Genomic DNA, 18365 nt, shown 5'->3' with positions numbered 1-18365 from the left:
TTTTCGTTCCCGGATAGCTACATCCCCCGCATGGCATCTCCCGAGATCGAAGCGCTCACCCAGGCCCTGTCGCGACTGCCCGGCCTCGGGCCCCGCTCTGCCCGGCGCGCGGTGCTCCATCTGCTCAAGAAGCGCGAGACGGCGCTCGATCCCCTGCTATCCGCGCTGGGAGCGGTGAGCCGCAATCTCGCCACCTGCGGCACCTGCGGCAATGTAGATACCTGCGATCCCTGCCAGATCTGCGCCGATCCGCGCCGCGACGTGCGCTCGCTCTGCGTGGTCGAGGAAGTGGCGGACCTGTGGGCGCTCGATCGCTCGCGGCTGTTCCCGGGGCGCTTCCATGTGCTGGGCGGCCGCCTCTCGGCGCTGGAGGGGGTGCGGCCCGAGGACCTGGGGATCGACAGGCTCGTCGCGCGCATCGCCGCGGGCGGGATCGACGAGGTCGTGCTGGCGATGAACGCCACGCTCGAGGGACAGACCACCGCGCACTATATCGCCGAGCGGATCGAGACCTATCCGGTGCGCGTCACCCAGCTCGCCCATGGCCTGCCGGTGGGCGGCGAGCTCGACTATCTCGATGAGGGCACGCTGGCCCAGGCGCTGCGGGCGCGGCGGCCGGTGGCATAGAGCGGAAGGTGCATTGCTTTCGCTGTTCCCCGGCGAAGGCCGGGGCCTAGTTGCAACGCAGTTCGTGAGTCTCCCGCGCTATCGGCAGTTCGTCGATACTGGGCCCCGGCCTTCGCCGGGGAACAGAAAGGCGGTAAGTCGCACCTAGGGCTTTTCCCCTCTCTTGCCCGAAAAGCCGTACGGGCCTAAATTACCCGCATGGCAATTCTACCCATCGTCGAGATACCCGATCCGCGCCTGCGCCTCATTTCCGAACCCGTTGCGGAGGTGACGGACGAGCTGCGCGACCTGATCGCGGACATGTTCGACACCATGTATGACGCGCCGGGCATCGGCCTTGCGGCGATCCAGGTCGGCGTGCCCAAGCGCCTGATCGTGATGGACCTCCAGGAGCGCGAGGACGAGGAAGGCAAGCCGATCCGCGAGCCGCGCGTCTTCATCAACCCCGAGATCCTCGACCCGGCCGAGGAGCAGTCGGTCTATACCGAAGGCTGCCTGTCGATCCCCGAGCAGTTCGCCGATGTCGAGCGCCCCGCGCGCTGCCGCGTGAAGTGGCTCGACGAGAAGGGCGCCGCGCATGACGAGGTGTTCGAGGGCCTGCTCGCCACCTGCATCCAGCACGAGATGGACCATCTGCAGGGGATCGTCTTCATCGATCACCTCTCGCGCCTGAAGCGCGACATCATCCTCAAGAAGCTCAACAAGGCGCGCAAGGCCGCCGCCTGATCCCGAGGACCAGGAACGCAATCGAGCCGCGGGTGGCAACGCCCGCGGCTTTTGTTTGCGCGAGGCAAATTCGCGCTGTCCTCCCGCGATCGTTCGAGTTATGTTCCGTGTGCCCGCGGGTGTTGGCGCGCTTTTCTGGATATTGGAGGTTGGGTTTGGATTTGGTGGCGGTTGTGATCGCGGTTGCCGCGCTCGTCATCGGGCTCGGGCTCGGCATGTTCCTGGGCGGGCGCCCTGCGGCGCAGATGCGCAGCGAACGCGACGCGCGCGAGGCGCAGTTCAAGGCGGCGATCACCGAGCTTGCCGCGGCCGAGGAGCGGGCCAGCCATGTCGAGGCGCTGCGTACCCAGGCCGAGATGTTGCGCGACGAGCGCGACGATGCCCGGCTCCAGCTGACCGAGCTGCGTACCAAGGCGGAAGCGTTCGAGGAGCGGCTCGCCGAGTTCAAGGGCGCGCGCGAGGCGATGGCGGGCCAGTTCCGCGAGCTGGCGGGCACGATGCTCACCGAGACGCAGGAAGCGTTCCTCAAGCGCGCCGAGGAGCGGTTCAAGGAGTCCGAGCAGACTTCGGGCCAGAACCTCAAGGCGCTGCTCCAGCCGGTGAACGAGCGGCTCCAGCGCTATGAGGAGGGCGTCGCCAAGGTCGAGGCCGAGCGGCGCGACGCATTCGGCGACCTCAAGGGCCAGATCGAGCAGATGCGGATCGGGCAGGAGCGGGTGAGCGCGGAGGCGGCCAAGCTGGTCAATTCGCTGCGCAACGCCCCCAAGTCGCGCGGCCGCTGGGGCGAGCAGCAGCTGCGCAACGTGCTCGAGACCTGTGGCCTCTCCGAGCATACCGATTTCCAGACCGAGGTGAGCGTCGCCGGAGAGGAAGGCGGGCGGCTGCGTCCGGACGCGATCGTCCGGGTGCCCGGCGGCCGCGCGCTGGTGATCGACGCCAAGGTCTCGCTCAACGCCTATCAGGATGCGTTCGGCGCGGTGGACGAGGAAGAGCGCCGCATCGGCCTTGCCGCGCATGCCGCCGCGATGAAGGCGCATATCAACGGGCTGGGCAACAAGGCGTACTGGACCCAGTTCGAGGAAGCGCCGGACTATGTCATCATGTTCGTGCCGGGCGAGCATTTCCTGTCCGCCGCGCTAGAATATGATCCCGGGCTGTGGGACTTCGCCTTCGAGAAGCGCGTGCTGCTCGCCACCCCGACCAATTTGATCGCGATCGCGCGGACGGTCGCGGCGGTGTGGCGCCAGGAGAAGCTGGCCAAGGAAGCACGGCAGATCGGTGAGCTGGGCAAGGAACTGTACGACCGCCTGGCCAAGGCGCTGGGCGACCTGCGCGTGGTCGGCTCGGGGCTCAATACCGCGGTGAAGAACTTCAACACCTTCGCCACCAGCCTGGAGACACGGGCGCTGGTCTCGGCGCGCAAGCTCAAGGAGCTGAACGTGGAAACCGGCGCGCGCGAGATCGAGGCGGTGCCGGCGGTCGAGCTGCTCGCCAGCCATGCCGGCGAACCGGAGGCGGAGGCCGCCGAATAAGCTGGGCTATGGCGGCGCCGGAAATTGCCGCTAGGCTGGTGCGGAATCGAAACGGAGGGGAATTCGATGAAGCTGGCATTCGCACTCATGCTCGCCGCCGCACCGATCGGCCCGGCCCTGGCACAGGATGCGGCCGAGACGGCACGCAATGACAAGCTCGGCCAGGCGGTTCGCCTGATCCAGGGCGGCCAGCCGCAGCAGGCGATCGACCTGCTCAATCCGCTGATCGTCGAGTATCAGGGCCTGTATCGCGGCGAGAAGCAGAAGCTCTGCCAGGTCGAGGATTATGAGACCGCTGCCTATGCCGGCCTGCCGGGCGGCAAGGACGCGATGCTGGTCGATGGCGGCTGGTGCATCGCGCTATGGGGCAAGGGGTTCGCGATGATCGACCTCAGCCAGCTGGACGGCGCGATCCTGTTCCTCGAGCGTGCGGTGACAATGGCGCCGCTCCACCCGCATTATCTCTCCGAGCTCGGCTATGCCTATCAGGCGCAGAAGCAATGGCAGCGCTCCTATGACCTCTATGCGCGTGCCGCCGATGCGGCGAAGCGCGAGAGTGGCGAGCGGCAGAAGAAGTCGTTGCGCCGCGCCTGGTTCGGCATGGCCTATGACCAGATCGAGCTGGGCCGGCTCGACGAGGCGGAGGTGTTGTTCCGCAAATGCCTGGAGCTGACGCCCGACGACCAGAAGGTGAAGGACGAGCTGCAGTACATCAGCGAGCAGCGGGCGAAGAAGAAAGCGAGCTGAGGCCGCCGACCGGCCGGGGCGGGCGATCGGCGGCGAAGGTTCAGGGTCGGCCGCGAACCAGCGTCATCGTCCGGCCACGGGCGCCGGTCAGCACGAGCCGGTTGCCGCCGCGATTGCCGGTCGACACGACCAGCCGGTCGCCGAGCAGGCCGAGGATGGCCTGTTCCTGCCGGTTTCGCGCACGATCGACACAGGCCATCCGCGTGCTGGCGACGCGATCGGTGGTCAGCCGGCCGCGCGCGAAGGTGAAGCTGCCGTTGAAGCGGTTGCAGCTGGCATTGCCCGAGACGCGGCCATTGTCGAATGCGATGGTCGGGCTGGTGCCACGCGCCACCGGGCGGCCGTTCAGCGCCTCGATCCGCCAGCTGCCATCGATCAGGCTGGTGCCGGCGGAGGCCGTCGGCTCGCCGCCGCAGCCCTTGTAGGTGCGGCCGTCAACCGTGACGGTCACCGTATCAGGATAGGAGCGGTCGCTCATCCCGTCGGAGCACTTGATATGGTTGGTGTTCACGTTGATCCGGCGGGTCTGCCAGATCTCGCCGGCAAAGCCGTGGATCACCCTGGGCGTCGCCACGCTGACCGGCTGGCGGCCCGGCGCCTCGAAGCGCATCGTCCGCGCGCCGATCGTCAGGCTCCAGAATGGCTCGGTGCCGCTGGCGCGATAGTCGGGCTGTGCCTGGGCCTGCGCGGTGGCGGGCAGGGCGGTCAGCGCGATCAGGCTGGCGGCGGCGATGGTCGAAAGTCGCATGGTTCACTCCCTCTCTGAGAGGCACAATGCGCGGCTCGGGCTGAACGCTCCATGGCCGTAACGATTATCGACCGTTCAGCTTCGCTGCTGGCCGAGCACCTCATAGGCCATGACGGCGGTGGCGATCGCGGCGTTCAGGCTGTCCGCCTTGCCCAGCATCGGGATCTTCACCAGCAGGTCGCAGGCTTCGGCCATGAAGCCGGGCATGCCCTGCGCCTCGTTGCCGGTGAGCAGGAAGGTCGGTGCCTGGTACACCGGGGCGCGATAGTCATGCTCGGTATCGAGGCTGAGCCCGACCAGCTGGCCGGGTCCCTTGCGCAGCCAGACGAGGAAATCGCCCCAGCTCGACCGCGCCACCGGCACGGTGAACAGCGCCCCCATGCTGGCGCGCACCGCCTCGACGGAGAACGGATCGACGCAATCGTCGATCAGGATCAGGCCGCCGGCGCCCACCGCATCGGCGGTGCGCAGGATCGTACCCATGTTGCCCGGATCGCGCAGCCGCTCCGCGACCAGCCAGATGCCCGACCTGCTGCGATCGAGATCTGCCAGGGTGACGGCGAAATCGGGATAGACGCCAACCACCGCACCGGGATTGTCCTTGCCCGAAAGCTTGGAGAGGATGTCGTTGTTGGTCTCGACCGCCCAGCCGCCCGCGGCCTCGGTGGCGGCGACCAGGGTGCGGACCAGCGCATGGCCGGCCATGTCCTTCGAGAAGAACAGATATTCGGGCACGCGACCCGCCTCATGCGCCTCGGTGAGGATGCGGAGCCCCTCGGCGAGGAACAGCCCTTCCTCGCGGCGATGCTTCTTGTCGCGAAGGTTGCGGACGCGCTTGATGAGCGGATTGGAAAAGGCAGTGATCTCGCGAGGCATGCGGCATCCCTGCGCCAGGAACGATGCGAAGTCACGACCGGAATGACTTGCCCGACCGCGTCGGCCGTTCCTATGCGGGGGGAGAGATAGGGGGAAGGGCAGTCATGATCGGTGCGATGCTACTTATGTACTCGGCCGCGGCCGCGCCGGATTGTTCATTCCCCAATGGCGACAAGACCAGCGCGAAGGAAATGACCGCCAATATCAAGCGGGAGAAGGGCTTGTGCGGCCTGCCCTGGCGGGCGTTGAAGCGCGTGGTCGCCGAGCCAGCGGGCCGCCAGCAGATCGACGCGGCCTATGACGCGCTTGCGAGCGAACATCCGGAGAGAAGCGGTTCCGCCGCTACGCAGAAGGCCTATGTTGCCGCCGCCGCCGGGCATCCCGAGGCGATGCTGTCGATCGCGGACGCCAATGTCCGCGATCACCCCGAGGACAAGAGCCTGGCAAACATGTCGTGCTTCGCCCGCGGCCGCTATGGTTTCGATGTCGAGAACGCCATGCCCTATTGCAACGCGGCGGTGGACGGCACCGGCCGGCAAGGCTGGACCCTGGTCAATCGCGGCCGTGTCGAACTGGCGCTGGGCCTCTACAAGGAAGCGCTGGCGGATTTCAACGAAGCGCTCGGCAACCGGGAAATGCGCGACATGCAGCACAAGATGCTGGTCGACGCAGCCTATGGCCGCGGCATCGCGCGCCTGAAGCTGGGCGATGCGGGTGGCGCGGCGGATACCAGGGCGGCGATCGCCGCGCGGTCAAGCGTGGTGCTGGATTTCGAGGATGCCGGCATCCGTCCCTGAGCGGGGCAGGGCTATTCCTCGTTGAACCGCGCTTCGACGAGCTCGACCAGCGCCTGCACCGCGCCGTCCGCGCCATCGCCCTCGGCGCTGATCGAGATCGTGTCGCCCTTGGCGGCGCCGAGCATCATCAGGTCGAGGATCGACGTGCCCGAGGCGGTGTTGCCGTCCTTCTCGACGGTGAGTTCCACGGATTGGGCGGTGGCAAGCGTCACGAAGGCCATGCTGGCGCGCGCGTGCAAGCCGCGCTTGTTCTCAATCGTGACGGTTCGGATCGTGCGACTCAAGCGGCAGCCTCTCCCAGGACTTCGGATGCGACGGTGATGTACTTGCGGCCCGCATCGCGCGCCGCGGCCACCGCTTCGGTGACCTTCATCGTCTTGCGCGCGCTGCCCAGGCGAATCAGCATCGGCAGGTTGATGCCGGCGATCACCTCCACCTTGCCTGCTTCCATCAGCGAGATGGCGAGATTCGAAGGCGTGCCACCGAACAGATCGCTCAGCACGATCACGCCGCGGCCCGAATCGACGCCCTTGATCGCCGCCGCGATGTCCGCGCGGCGACCTTCCATGTCATCCTCGGGGCCGATGCAGATCGAAGCGATCTGCTCCTGCTTCCCGACTACATGCTCCATCGCGACTACGAACTCCTCCGCGAGTCGTCCGTGCGTCACGAGCACCAAACCGATCATCTCAAACTCCGCCCCCTGCCACGGTCACCGGTAGCCCCTCCAGCGAGTCCTGCGGCGCGGTCTTGGTATCACGATGCGTCACCGTGGGCGAAAAACCCGCGTCGCGCAACCGGGCGGCCATCCGTTCGGCGACATGCACCGAGCGGTGACGGCCCCCCGTGCATCCGAACGCTATCGTAACGTACGCCTTTCCCTCGGCCTGGTAACGCGGGAGCAACAAAAGCAGCAGCGACTCGATCTGCTCCATCGATGCCGGATAGGCGGGATCCGCGGCGATATAGGCCGACACATCGGCATCCTTGCCGGTGCCCGGGCGCAGTTCCGGCACCCAGTGCGGGTTTCTGAGGAAGCGCATGTCGAACACCAGGTCCGCGTCGCGCGGCAGGCCGCGGGCGAAGCCGAAGGATAGGACGGAGATCACCGTCTCGCCTAGGCCCTCGCCCGAGAAGGTCCTGCGAATCTGCTGGGCCAGTTCGTTCGCGCTGAGATCGGTGGTGTCGATCAGCCGGTTCGCCCAGCGGCGCAGCGGCGTGAGCAGCTCGCGCTCATGGGCGATGCCGTCCTGCGCCGGGCGGTCCTGCGCCAGCGGATGGCGGCGGCGCGTCTCCGAATAGCGGCGCTCGAGCTCGGCGCCCGCGCATTCGAGAAAGAGCGTGCCGACATCATGGCCATGCTCCTCGCGCAGCTTCTTGATGCGGCGGACGATGCTTTCGGGATCGAAGCCGCGCGTCGTGCTGCCGATGCCGATCGCCAGCGGGCGGTCGTCATCCGCCTCGGCAGGTGCGGTATCGAGCAGGCGGTTGAGCAGCAGCAGCGGGAGATTGTCGACGGTCTCCCAGCCCAGGTCCTCGAGCGTGCGCAGCACCGTCGACTTGCCGGCGCCGGACATGCCGGTGACGAGCAATATCTGTTTCGGCCGTGCCTTGCTCATTTGGCGAGCGCCTTGAGCGCATATTCCACCTTGATCGGCGCGGACGGCTCATTGGGGCCCAGCGCGATCACCGGCACGTCCACCCCGGCGATGCGTCGGGTGCGGCGATCCTCGGGCAGGCGCGGGGAGGCATCCAGCACCACCGCGACCAGCGCGACCGGCGCTTCCTCGAGGTTGGGCATCGCCACCGGGCCGATGCCGCGAATCTCGACCTTGCCGCCCAGGCCCACCGGCACGGTGGCGTAGAGCGCCTTGCCCCGGCGCACACAGACCGTGCGTGGATCGACCACCAGCGTGGCGCCGCGATCGAGCAGCCGGAGCAGCAGGTCGACGCGCTGCGCATCCTCGCGCGCCTCGATCAGCACGCCGCGCCCGTCGATCGCCACGCAGGCCGCGAGGATCGATTCAGAAGACAGCTCTGCCATTAATTGCGTCCCGCCAAAGGCAGTCGCACCACGAAACGCGCCCCGCTCAATCGATCCTCCCGCGATTCGACTGAAATGCTCCCCTGGTGGCCCTCGACGATCGTACGGGCGATGGCAAGCCCCAGTCCGGAATGCTGGCCAAAGGCCTCCTGCTGGGGGCGCACCGAGTGGAAGCGGCGGAAGATATTCTCACGCGCTTCCTGGGGCACGCCGGGTCCTTCGTCCTCCACCCGGATAGTCAGGTCTTCCTCGTCGCTCGAGGCGGAGATCGCGATCAGGCCTCCAGTCGGCGAGAAGGAGATCGCATTCTCGATCAGATTCTCGAACACGCGCTCCAGCCGGGCGCCTTCGCCCAAGATGGTAAGCTCGGTCCCCGCCGCGCAATCAAAGGCGATGCGGATGCCGTTCGGGATGCCGCGTGCCTCGCGCTGGTCGAGCAGCGCGCGGATCATCGCCCCGATGTCCACCGGCTCGAAGGTCGCGCGGCTGAGCTGCGCGTCGAGGCGCGAGGCCTCGGAGATATCGGTGATCAGCCGGTCGAGCCGCAGCACGTCGTCGCGGACGATCTCGAGCAGCTGGTCGCGATGTTCCTGCTTCTTCACCGCCGCCAGGCTGTCGACGGCAGAGCGGAGCGAGGCCAGGGGGTTCTTCAGCTCGTGCGTCACGTCCGCCGCAAAGGCTTCGGTCGCGTCGATCCGGGCGCGCAGCGCGCCGGTCATGTCGGAAAGCGCGCGGGCGAGCAGGCCGATCTCGTCGCTGCGGTCGGGCAGGCGCGGGACCACCACTTCGCGCGCGCGCCCCAGCCGCACACGGATCGCGGCGCGGGCGAGCAGGCGCAGCGGCCGCACGATCGTCCGCGCCAGGAACAGCGAGAGCAGGATCGAGAAGACCGAGACGAACAGCAGCACCATGCCGAGCCGGAAACGTTCGGCGCGGACGGTCTGGGTGATGTCGCGGGCGTTCACCGTGGTCATCACCACGCCGAGCTCGGTGATCGGCGCGGCGGCGGTGATCACTGGGGTGCGATCGGGCGCGCGCCATACGGTCGCCGGCGTGCCATGGGCGGACATGGCAGTGCGCACGTCCGGCCATTCGAGGCCCTGGTCGACCGGGCGCTCGCGATAGAGCGGGGCGCGGTCCGCACCCGCCACCGTGTCGATCACCGCGTCGAGGATGCGCGCCGCCTCCAGCCCCCAGGGATCCTTGTCCGGATCGCGCAGCACCACGTTGCGCAGGCCCAGCGCCTTGCTGTCGGCAAGCAGCTTGCCCTTCTCGTCGAACAGCCGGATGCGGGTGCCGGTATCGCGGGCGAGGCTGAGCACCAGCAGGTCGCGGCGCTTCTCGTCCTTGGCGGAGGCGAGCGCCTGGGCGATCAGCCGCACCTCGCGCCCGGCCTGCTCAACCCGGCTGTCGACGATGCGGCTGCGGTACGAATCGAGGTAGGAGAAGCCGCCGCCCAGCAGCGCGAGCGCGAAGATGTTCACCGCGAGGATGCGCGGCGTCAGGCTGACGCGATTGGACCATTTGAGCGCGAGGTCGCGCTCGTCCCTATTCGTCCGAGAACCGGTAGCCCGCGCCATAGAGCGTCTCGATAGCATCGAATTCCGAATCGACTTGCCGGAATTTGCGGCGGACGCGCTTGATGTGGCTGTCGATCGTTCGGTCGTCGACATAGATGTCGTCCTGATAGGCGGCATCCATCAGCTGGTTGCGGGTCTTCACGATGCCCGGGCGCTGCGCCAGCGTCTCGAGGATCAGGAACTCGGTGACGGTCAGCGTCACGTTGGTGCCGTTCCAGGTTACGCGGTGGCGTGCCGGGTCCATCGTCAGCCGGCCGCGCTCCAGCGCCTCGGCGGTGACTTCCTCGCCACCCTCCGCGCTCGGCTGCGCGGCTTCGGTGCGGCGCAGGATCGCGCGGATGCGGGCGATCAGCAGGCGCTGGCTGAACGGCTTAGCGATGTAATCGTCCGCGCCCATCGCCAGGCCGAGTGCCTCGTCGAGCTCGTCGTCCTTGCTGGTCAGGAAGATAACCGGAATCGTGCTCTTCTCGCGCAGCTTCCGCAGCAGCTCGAGCCCGTCCATCTTCGGCATCTTGATGTCGAGCACCGCCAGGTCGGGCGGATTGTCGATCAGCGCCTTCAGCGCGCTCTCACCGTCGGAATAGACGCGCGTCAGGAAGCCCTCGGTCTGCAGGGCGATCGAGACGGAAGTGAGGATATTGCGGTCATCATCGACCAGCGCGATCGTAGCGGTCATGCGTTTGCGACACTCGGAACCATTGATTTGACGGCGTAACCGAAACTTCTTCGCCGCTCAATCGGCTGACAACGTTTACTCGGGTTGACCCTAGTTTCGGCAGGGGCTTATGGCCACGCAATAATATTGCACCGGGCGGCAACAGCCTGGGCAGATCACCCACAGGGTGTTTGGAGACGGAGGCAAATTTGACTGAGCGCACGCCGCGCCACGGTCTCGATGCTATGGGCATCGGGACCGGGGCCGATATTTTCTGGAATCTCGAAACCGCCCAGCTGGTCGAGCAGGCCGTGTCCCGCGCCGAAGGCAAGCTGGCCAAGGACGGTCCGCTGGTCGTCACCACCGGCAAGCACACCGGGCGCAGCGCCAAGGACAAGTTCATCGTCCGTGACGCCACCACCGAGGACAGCATCTGGTGGGGCAAGGTCAACAAGGACATGAGTCCGGCGCATTTCGCGGCGCTCAAGGCCGACTTCCTCGCCGAAGTCGCCAATCGCGATACGCTGTTCGTCCAGGACCTCTATGGCGGCTCGCAGCCCGAGCACCGGGTCAACGTCCGCGTGATCAACGAGCTGGCCTGGCACAATTTGTTCATCCGGACGATGCTGGTCCGTCCCGAGGGCGCCGAGCTGGCCGGGTTCGTGCCCGAATACACGATCATCGACCTGCCGAGCTTCCGCGCAGATCCCGATCGCCACGGCACCCGCAGCGAGACGGTGATCGCGGTCAACTTCACCGAGAAGCTGATCCTGATCGGCGGCACCGCCTATGCCGGCGAGATGAAGAAGAGCGTCTTCGGGCTGCTCAACTATCTGCTGCCGGTCGATGGCATCATGCCGATGCACTGCTCGGCCAATATCGGACCTGAAGGCGACACCGCGGTGTTCTTCGGCCTGTCGGGCACCGGCAAGACCACACTCTCGGCCGATGCGTCGCGCACGCTCATCGGCGATGACGAGCATGGCTGGTCCGACACCGCCGTCTTCAATTTCGAGGGCGGCTGCTACGCCAAGATGATCAATCTCTCGGCCGAGGCCGAGCCGGAGATCTTCGCGACCACCAGGCGCTTCGGCACGGTGCTCGAGAATGTCGTGATGGACGAGGCGAGCCGCACGCTCGACCTGGCGGACAACAGCCTGGCCGAGAACAGCCGCGGCGCCTATCCGATCGACTTCATCCCCAACACCTCCAAGCACAATCTCGGGCCGGTGCCGCGCAACATCATCTTCCTGACCGCGGACGCCTTCGGGGTGATGCCGCCGATCGCGAAGCTGACGCCCGACCAGGCGATGTACCACTTCCTCTCGGGCTATACCGCCAAGGTGGCCGGCACCGAGATCGGCGTGACCGAGCCCGAGGCGACCTTCTCGACCTGCTTCGGCGCTGCCTTCATGCCGCGCCATCCGGCAGTGTACGGCAATCTGCTCAAGGAGCGGATCGCCAAGGGCGGGGTCGATTGCTGGCTGGTCAACACCGGCTGGAGCGGCGGCCGCGCCACCGATCCGGGGATCAAGCGCATGCCGATCAAGGTGACGCGCGCGCTGCTCAACGCCGCGCTCGACGGCAGCCTGGCCCAGGCCGAATTCCGCAAGGACCCGAATTTCGGGTTCATGGTGCCGGTGGCGGTCAACGGCGTGGACAGCGCGATCCTCGATCCGCGCGCGACCTGGTCGAACAAGGCCGACTATGACGCCACGGCCGGCCGGCTCGTCGACCAGTTCGTCGAGAACTTCGCCCAGTTCGCGGATCATGTCGATCAAGGGGTGCGCGAAGCGGCACCGCAGGTAACCACAGCATAACTGGCCCGGTCATCGATCGGGCGATAGGAGCCCGATCGATGACCGAGTTCTCGCCAAGACTGTTCGCCACCGACGCCGAGATCATCCATCTCGGCGAAGGACTGCTCGCCTGTTCGCTCGCGAAGGAGGAGTGGACCCATGAGGCGCATCTCGCCGCCTGCCTCTACCTGATCGCCGAGCGCCCAGATGTGGACGTGGATGCCGAGATCGCCGGGCTGATCTCGCGCTTCAACGAAAGCGTGGGCGGGGTGAATGACGACAAGGGCGGCTATCACGACACGATCACCCGGGCTTATGTCGCCGGGGTGCGCCTGTTCCTGGCGCAGACCGGCGAGACCGGGCTGGTCGAGCGGGTCAACGGGCTGCTGCGCTCGCGGGTCGGGCGGCGGGACTGGCCGCTCGGCTTCTACAGCCGCGAGCTGCTTTTCTCCGTCCCGGCGCGCCGCGGCTTCGTTCCGCCGGACCGGGCACCATTGCCGTTGGGCGCGGACGAGTCGGCGTGCTAGATACGATGCCGTTCCAATCACCCATTGGGAGGTAATAGTATGAGCATCCTCGACGGCATCCTCGGCCAGGTCACGCAGAATGTGGACATCGCCAATCTCGCGGCAAAGGTCGGGCTCTCGCCCGAGCATGTCGAGCAGGCGGTGCAGGCGCTCGCCAAGTTCCATCCGATGGACACCGACACCGCCGAAGGCGCCGCCGGCGCCACCGGGCTGCCGGTCGAGAAGCTCCAGGAGATCATCGGCCATATCGGCGGCGAAGGCTCGCTCGGCCATTTCGCCAACCTGCTGAAAGGCGACGGCGAAGGCGTGCTCGGCCAGCTCGGCGGGCTCGCTTCGGGCTTCCTCGGCGGCAAGAGCTGATCCGTAGCAGGGGCTCGCCGTGCGCCGGCGAGCCCCTGCGCTCAGCGCACCGCCGGCAGGATATGCTCCGGCGTGTATTTCTCCTGGGGCACGTACATCACCTTGTCCCCGTAGTTGCCGCCGAAGATCGCGACGACCAGGTCCAGCTTCGGCACCACGATCACCACCTGGCCACCATTGCCCGCCGCATAATAGGCTGGCAGCGTCTGGCCCTGCCAGGGCAGGTCGATCCCCCACCAGAGATAGCCGTAATGCAGCCCGCGCAACTGCCCGCGCGGCGCGGTGGCGCGGTGCACCCAGTCGGCACTCAGGATGCGCTTGCCCTGCCAGGTGCCGCCGTTCAGCATCAGCTGGCCGAGCTTCATGAAATCGCGCGGCCGGAACTGCGCGCCGCCGCCCATATAGACCTCGCCCGTCGGCTGGAGGTTGAGCGCATAGGGGCCGAACTGCATCGGCCGCGCGATCAGCCGGTCGAAACTGTCCTCGATCGGCTCGCCCGTCACTTTCGCCAGCACCCCGCCGGCGAGGTTGGGATTGGTGCTGCAATAGACCCGTTCGCCGCCCGGCTGGGCGACCATCGGCAGGTCGAGCGCATAGCGATACCAGTCCGGCTGCGCGTCCTGGCTCTGCATCACATCCTCATTGCCCGGCGCCTTGGGATCGCGGTCGTCGCAGTGGAAGCCCGAGGCCATGCTGAGCAGGTCGCCCAGCGTCATCGCCCGCTTGCGCGGATCGAGATCGGCGGGAAGCGCCTTCTCCAGCGTCGCATAGACCGGCGTCTCCGGCCCGATCCGCGCACCGTCCTGCATCGCCGCGCCGACCAGCACCGAGGTCAGGCTCTTCGCCGCCGAGCGCGTGTCGTGCAGCGCGTCGCCATCGGTGCCGTGGAGATATTCCTCGAGCACCAGTCTGCCGTGCCGGGCAACGAGCACCGCATGGATCTCCTGCGAATGGACCGAGGTGATCGGCTCGTCGATCAGCATCTGGACGAAGCGCTCGATCGCCGCCCGGTCGATCTTCTCCGCCGCCAGCGTCGAGACCGGCCAGCCATCGCCCTTCGCCAGCGGCGCGCGCCAGGCATAAGGCGCGATGAGGCCGGGGCGGGGATAGAAGTCGCTCAGCGCGTCGGCGGGCTCGAAGTCATAAGTGTTGCCGCGCCCGGGGATGACGATCGAGAGCAGCCTGTTCTCCGCATCGAAGCTGCCGGTGGCGATCTCGACTTCCTCGGCCATCCCGCCGGGTGTGCCGAGCAGCCGGACGCGCCCGTCCTTCAGCTCGATATGCTTGAGGTCGACATTGCGCCCGACATTGCGGTCCGGATTGCGCATGAACACGCCGAGCCGGCCGTCGGCCTCGCGATCCACCTTCAGATAGAGCGTGAAGCTGTCGTCGAGCGGCCGCACCTCGCCGCGCCATTGCGACGGGCCGGCCGCCTCCAGCACCACCGGCGTCGAGAAGCGCATGCCGCTGGTCGCCATGCGCGGCTGGACCCAGTGGCCGCGGATGCGGGTGCCCTCGATCCGCCCGCGAAAGCTGCCGCGCTCACCGGGCAGGGTGAAGCGCAGCGTGTCGCCCGCCTGCTCGACCACCGCCTCGCGCCCGGCGATCTCGGCCCGCCATTTTGGGCCGTCACGCACCAGGGTGAGCGTGCCGCGCACATCGGGGCCGAAGCGCTTCTTCGCGGCCCACAGGCCGACAAGCTCCGGCTTCGCGTCCTGCGCGGCAAGGGAGGTGGGAAGGGTCATCGCGCAGGCGAGAAGGGCGGAGAAAAGGGCTTTACGCATCGAAACGCTTTCATCTGTTGCGTCAGCCGCTCTGCGATGCCGATGCGCCGCCGTCTTGTATCCGCGCAACCTCCCGCCGCCAGCGTGAGGGCGTGGCGCGAAAGGCGTCGCGAAAGGCATGGCTGAGATGCGCCTGGTCGACGAACCCGGTCGCATAGGCGACTTCCGCCAGCGAGGCGGTGCCGTTCCCCAGCATCGCCGCCGCGCGCTCGAGCCGACGCCCGCGCAGATGCTCGCCCGGGGTGCAGTGGAGATAGCGGCGGAAGACCCGCGCCAGATGCACCGGATGCACGCCCGCCTCGGCGGCGAGGTCGGCGACGCTCAGCTCGGGATCGTCGGCGGTGAAGGTCATCTCGAACACGCGCTTCAGCCAGCTCGGCGGCTTGCTGGCGTTGCGGGCTTCGTCCGAGGAGAGCGGCTGCATCGTGGCGACCAGCTGGTGCGCCCGCCCGTCAAAGGCGAGCGGGGAGGGTGCCGACCGGTCGAACTGCGCCGCCACGGCATGCGCGGTCCAGATCGCATAGGGATCGAGCACGCGCACCGCCGGGCCTTCGCCGCGCTCATAACCACCCGAGATGGCGAGGAAGCTGCCCTGGCCCTGATGGAAACGGTCGCGGTGCGTGGTGCCGGGTGGATTGAACACCAGGAGCGGCGTGCGCGACACCGCCGGTGCGTCCCTGGCAGAGGATTTGTAGCCGCCCGACAGGACGAGCACGAAATGCGCCTCGTCATGCGTGTGCGTCTCGACTTCATGCTCGGGCGCGGTGGCGGCGAGGCGGTGATAGGTGAAGCCGCCGATCGCGCGATAGGCAGGGCCATCGCCCCAGAATTCATGCCGCGCCCGACGCAAAGCCACTGTTGCCGATCCCCGATCCGGTTTCTTGCTGTGTTATCTGTATAACACGCGCCGATCAACCACCAGTGCGATCCCGGCACCGGCGGCATAGGCCAGGAAGTCGAGCCATTCGAAGCTGCCGCCCAGCACCACGCGGATCACCCGGTTCTGCACCCCGAGCAGGTCGAGCACATGCGCCGCCTGCCCGATCTCGATCGCCGCGCCGATCGCGAAGGCGCTCAGGGCGGCGGGCAGGGACCGGAGCGGCAGCACCGCCCGCAGCCCGCAATAGACCAGGATCACCGCCAGCACGTCGCCCAGATAGGGCCGCACGAAGCGATCGCGCACGAACAGCGCGATCGCCACCTCCACCGCGAACAGCAGGAGCGCGGCGAGCGCATAGCCCCAGCGCCAGGTCAGGCCCAGCGTCAGGCCTTACGCTCCGCGATATGCCGGTCGATCACATGGCCGAGCACGGTCATCGGCACGTTCCCGCCGAGCACCACGGCATCGTTGAAGGCGCGGAAGTCGTAGCGGTCGCCCAGCGCGCCCTTGGCCTTGTCGCGCAGGCGATTGATCTCGCTATGCCCCACCTTGTAGCCGCAGGCCTGGCCCGGCCACGAGCAATAGCGGTCGACTTCGCCCGAGACTTCCTCGACCGAGGAGCCATTGGCGGTGACGAACCACTCGATCGCCTTCTGCCGGCTCCAGCGCTTGGCATGCAGCCCGGTATCGACGACCAGGCGGCAAGCGCGGAAGCCCAGCGACTGGAGATAGCCGAGCTTCTCCGCCGGGTTCTCGGCATAGACGCCCAGCTCGTCGGCCAGCTGCTCGGCGTAGAGCGCCCAGCCTTCCGAATAGGCGTTGAACGCCAGGATGCTGCGGATCAGCGGCATCCGGTTGGCATATTCGCCCTGCCACACATGCCCCGGAATGCCCTCATGATAGGCAAGGTCGGGCAGGCTGAACTTCGTGTGCAGCGCGGTAGTGCGCAGGTTGAGCCAGATCTTGCCCGGCACGGTGCCGTCGATCGAGCCCGCGCCGCCATAGGCGCCGGGTGCGCCGGGCTCCTCTTCCAGCGGCAGGCGGCGGACCTCGAGATTGCCCTTCACCAGCGTGTGGAACGCCTGCGGCATCCGCCCGCGAATGTCGTTCACGCGCTCCTGCATGAACTTGATGATCTCGGCACGGCCGGCGTCATTGTCGGGGAAGGTGAAGCGCGAATCCTTGCCCAAAGCTTCCATCCGCGCGCCGACCGAGCCCTGAGAATAGCCTTCCTTCTTGAGGATCGCGTCCATCTCGGACTGGATCCTGGCCAGCTGGTCGAGGCCCATCTGGTGGACTTCGTCGGGCGTCATCGTCGTGGTGGTGCCGGCGCTCAGCGCCCAGGCGTAATAGGCGTCGCCGTCCCTGAACTTCCACACGCCGGCATCGCTGGTCGCGCGCTTGCGATGCTTCTCCAGCTCCGCGATCTGGCGATCCAGGGCCGGGGTAAGCTTGTCCTTGGCGAGCAGCCAGGCGCGCTCGCCGAAATCGCCGTCCATCCCCGCGGTGCGGTTCGCCAGCGAGGTGACCACGCCCCAGCCGGCCGGATCGCCGCTGCGCGCCTGCCTGATCTGCTTCAGGCATTTGTCGAGCAGGAAGTCGGGCGCGATCACGCCCTTGGCGGCAGCGATCCTGAGCCGCTCGGTCTCGCCGTCCAGCTGCTCGGCATAGCTCTCCAGCCGGTCGAGATAGCCCTCCGCATCCTCGGGCACGGCGATCTGGTGGTCGCTGTCGAGCATGCGCGGGGTGTCGAGGAAGGCGCCGACATTCTGCACCACCACATAGGGCGAGTTGCGCCAGCTGCCGGTCGCGACATCGCCATAGCCGAAGCCGAAACCCTTGAGCGCGTTGGAGAAGCTCGCCTGGATAACGTCGATATTGGTGCGCATCGCCGGGCTCAGCGCGTTCAGGTCGAGCCTGGCGATGTCGGCCAGCGCCTTTTTCAGGTTCGCGGCGATCTTCGCCTGGCCCTTGGCCGAGCGGTCCATCAGCTGGTGCTTCAGGTTGGCGCGCTTGTCCTTGTCTACGCCCAGCGTGGTCGCGGTCTCGGGATAGTCGCGCAGCATCTGCTCGGCGACCCGGTCGAGCAGCGCCTGGGCGGGCGCGTCATTCCCGGCGGCGAACGCGCGGGCCGTAGCGGGCATGCCGGCGAGCGCCAGAGTCGAGCCTGCGCCAAGCAACAACTGGCGACGAGTGGTATCCATGCAATTTTCCTCGAAACGAAAGTCTTCAGGCCGGCTCGACGTCGAGCGAGCCGTCGCGGGCGCCGGTGATGCGGACATGCGCGCCGGCGGGGGTGTCCGGGCCATTGGCCGGCCATTCGCCGTCGCCCACCTTCACCCGGCCCTGGCCGGCGGTGATCGGCTCGACCACGGTGACGACCTGGCCGACCAGCCGGGCGACGCGGTCGTTGAGCAGCGGGTCGGCGCTCGGCACCGGGTTGCTGCGATACCAGCCGCGCCCGAGCGCCACCGCCGCCGCCGATGCCGCGGCGAACAGGAACACTTCGAACACCAGGTCGAAGCCCGGCACCAGCAATGTGACGATGCCGGTGATCGCGGCGCCGGCGGCGATGAACACCAGGAAGATGCCCGGCGCCAGCAGCTCGGCGATGGCCAGCAGCGCCGCCAGGATCAGCCAGGCGAGGCCGGTGTTCACGGTGAGCAGCTCCTGCAGGTTCATC

The 18365-nt window shown here is 67.4% G+C and carries 21 protein-coding genes; 8 read left to right on the top strand and 13 right to left on the bottom strand.

The window, feature by feature from the left end:
• Positions 1–30: 30 nt before the first annotated feature.
• From recR to AC1RJ5_RS02845, 4 genes are all read left to right on the top strand, one after another.
• Positions 31–627 carry a recombination mediator RecR gene (recR, locus tag AC1RJ5_RS02860; protein ID WP_184166645.1) on the top strand — a complete coding sequence of 199 codons (597 nt, stop codon included), beginning with the start codon at positions 31–33 and terminating at the stop codon, positions 625–627.
• A 198-nt stretch (positions 628–825) separates the two neighbouring features.
• The gene (gene def / locus AC1RJ5_RS02855; RefSeq protein WP_184166642.1) at positions 826–1353 is read left to right on the top strand and encodes a peptide deformylase; all 528 of its coding nucleotides are present in this window, start codon (positions 826–828) and stop codon (positions 1351–1353) included.
• A gap of 215 nt (positions 1354–1568) precedes the next feature.
• Positions 1569–2885, top strand: coding sequence for a DNA recombination protein RmuC (locus AC1RJ5_RS02850; protein WP_269576443.1), 1317 nt, complete (start codon positions 1569–1571; stop codon positions 2883–2885).
• Between the two features lie 66 nt (positions 2886–2951).
• Positions 2952–3632: a tetratricopeptide repeat protein gene (locus AC1RJ5_RS02845; protein WP_493111587.1), complete on the top strand. Its 681-nt coding sequence runs from the start codon at positions 2952–2954 to the stop codon at positions 3630–3632.
• Between the two features lie 40 nt (positions 3633–3672).
• Here AC1RJ5_RS02845 and AC1RJ5_RS02840 read toward each other — a convergent pair whose 3' ends face one another.
• Positions 3673–4380, bottom strand: coding sequence for an META domain-containing protein (locus AC1RJ5_RS02840; RefSeq protein ID WP_493111585.1), 708 nt, complete (start codon positions 4378–4380; stop codon positions 3673–3675).
• A 75-nt stretch (positions 4381–4455) separates the two neighbouring features.
• The gene (locus AC1RJ5_RS02835) at positions 4456–5256 is read right to left on the bottom strand and encodes a TrmH family RNA methyltransferase (protein WP_269575195.1); all 801 of its coding nucleotides are present in this window, start codon (positions 5254–5256) and stop codon (positions 4456–4458) included.
• Positions 5257–5360: 104 nt separating this feature from the next.
• Between AC1RJ5_RS02835 and AC1RJ5_RS02830 the strand changes: the two genes are divergently transcribed.
• On the top strand, positions 5361–6053 hold the full coding sequence (locus tag AC1RJ5_RS02830; RefSeq protein ID WP_493111582.1) for a hypothetical protein: 693 nt from the start codon (positions 5361–5363) through the stop codon (positions 6051–6053).
• An 11-nt stretch (positions 6054–6064) separates the two neighbouring features.
• Here the strand turns inward: AC1RJ5_RS02830 and AC1RJ5_RS02825 are convergent, their stop codons facing one another.
• Genes AC1RJ5_RS02825 through AC1RJ5_RS02800 form a run of 6 tightly spaced genes read right to left on the bottom strand, consistent with a single transcriptional unit; the run spans position 6065 to position 10353 of the window.
• On the bottom strand, positions 6065–6337 hold the full coding sequence (locus AC1RJ5_RS02825; RefSeq protein ID WP_184166628.1) for an HPr family phosphocarrier protein: 273 nt from the start codon (positions 6335–6337) through the stop codon (positions 6065–6067).
• Complete coding sequence (locus AC1RJ5_RS02820) at positions 6334–6741, bottom strand: PTS sugar transporter subunit IIA (protein WP_184166625.1); 408 nt, start codon at positions 6739–6741, stop codon at positions 6334–6336. The genes AC1RJ5_RS02825 and AC1RJ5_RS02820 overlap by 4 nt, the downstream gene beginning before the upstream one ends.
• Position 6742: 1 nt before the next feature.
• Entirely contained in the window at positions 6743–7672 is a 930-nt protein-coding gene (rapZ, locus tag AC1RJ5_RS02815) for an RNase adapter RapZ (protein WP_269575197.1), read from the bottom strand.
• On the bottom strand, positions 7669–8097 hold the full coding sequence (locus AC1RJ5_RS02810) for a phosphoenolpyruvate carboxykinase (ATP) (RefSeq protein WP_269575198.1): 429 nt from the start codon (positions 8095–8097) through the stop codon (positions 7669–7671). The genes rapZ and AC1RJ5_RS02810 overlap by 4 nt, the downstream gene beginning before the upstream one ends.
• Complete coding sequence (locus AC1RJ5_RS02805) at positions 8097–9677, bottom strand: sensor histidine kinase (RefSeq protein WP_269575199.1); 1581 nt, start codon at positions 9675–9677, stop codon at positions 8097–8099. The genes AC1RJ5_RS02810 and AC1RJ5_RS02805 overlap by 1 nt, the downstream gene beginning before the upstream one ends.
• The gene (locus AC1RJ5_RS02800; RefSeq protein ID WP_184166614.1) at positions 9646–10353 is read right to left on the bottom strand and encodes a response regulator transcription factor; all 708 of its coding nucleotides are present in this window, start codon (positions 10351–10353) and stop codon (positions 9646–9648) included. The genes AC1RJ5_RS02805 and AC1RJ5_RS02800 overlap by 32 nt, the downstream gene beginning before the upstream one ends.
• 188 nt (positions 10354–10541) lie before the next feature.
• On the opposite strand from AC1RJ5_RS02800, the gene AC1RJ5_RS02795 reads away from it, so the two are divergent.
• Genes AC1RJ5_RS02795 through AC1RJ5_RS02785 form a run of 3 tightly spaced genes read left to right on the top strand, consistent with a single transcriptional unit; the run spans position 10542 to position 13018 of the window.
• Positions 10542–12152: a phosphoenolpyruvate carboxykinase gene (locus tag AC1RJ5_RS02795; protein WP_493111578.1), complete on the top strand. Its 1611-nt coding sequence runs from the start codon at positions 10542–10544 to the stop codon at positions 12150–12152.
• Between the two features lie 38 nt (positions 12153–12190).
• Positions 12191–12658 carry a hypothetical protein gene (locus AC1RJ5_RS02790; RefSeq protein ID WP_269575200.1) on the top strand — a complete coding sequence of 156 codons (468 nt, stop codon included), beginning with the start codon at positions 12191–12193 and terminating at the stop codon, positions 12656–12658.
• A gap of 39 nt (positions 12659–12697) precedes the next feature.
• Positions 12698–13018: a hypothetical protein gene (locus AC1RJ5_RS02785; RefSeq protein WP_184166609.1), complete on the top strand. Its 321-nt coding sequence runs from the start codon at positions 12698–12700 to the stop codon at positions 13016–13018.
• Between the two features lie 41 nt (positions 13019–13059).
• On the opposite strand, the gene AC1RJ5_RS02780 is transcribed toward AC1RJ5_RS02785, so the two are convergent.
• The 5 genes from AC1RJ5_RS02780 to AC1RJ5_RS02760 are packed head-to-tail and all read right to left on the bottom strand — an operon-like array spanning position 13060 to position 18364.
• Positions 13060–14802: a serine hydrolase domain-containing protein gene (locus AC1RJ5_RS02780; protein WP_493111575.1), complete on the bottom strand. Its 1743-nt coding sequence runs from the start codon at positions 14800–14802 to the stop codon at positions 13060–13062.
• A 22-nt stretch (positions 14803–14824) separates the two neighbouring features.
• Positions 14825–15658, bottom strand: coding sequence for a helix-turn-helix transcriptional regulator (locus tag AC1RJ5_RS02775; RefSeq protein ID WP_342251046.1), 834 nt, complete (start codon positions 15656–15658; stop codon positions 14825–14827).
• 33 nt (positions 15659–15691) lie between these two features.
• Positions 15692–16009, bottom strand: a complete 318-nt coding sequence (locus AC1RJ5_RS02770) for a ribosomal maturation YjgA family protein (protein WP_493111573.1) — start codon at positions 16007–16009, stop codon at positions 15692–15694.
• A gap of 56 nt (positions 16010–16065) precedes the next feature.
• Positions 16066–17886 carry a DUF885 domain-containing protein gene (locus AC1RJ5_RS02765; protein WP_493111570.1) on the bottom strand — a complete coding sequence of 607 codons (1821 nt, stop codon included), beginning with the start codon at positions 17884–17886 and terminating at the stop codon, positions 16066–16068.
• 25 nt (positions 17887–17911) lie between these two features.
• Positions 17912–18364, bottom strand: a complete 453-nt coding sequence (locus AC1RJ5_RS02760; protein WP_184166595.1) for an NfeD family protein — start codon at positions 18362–18364, stop codon at positions 17912–17914.
• Position 18365: the final 1 nt, after the last annotated feature.

The sequence above is a fragment of the Sphingomonas sp. GW822-FHT03G08 genome, assembly GCF_058801135.1.
This window is presented reverse-complemented; position numbering and strand designations above follow the sequence as displayed.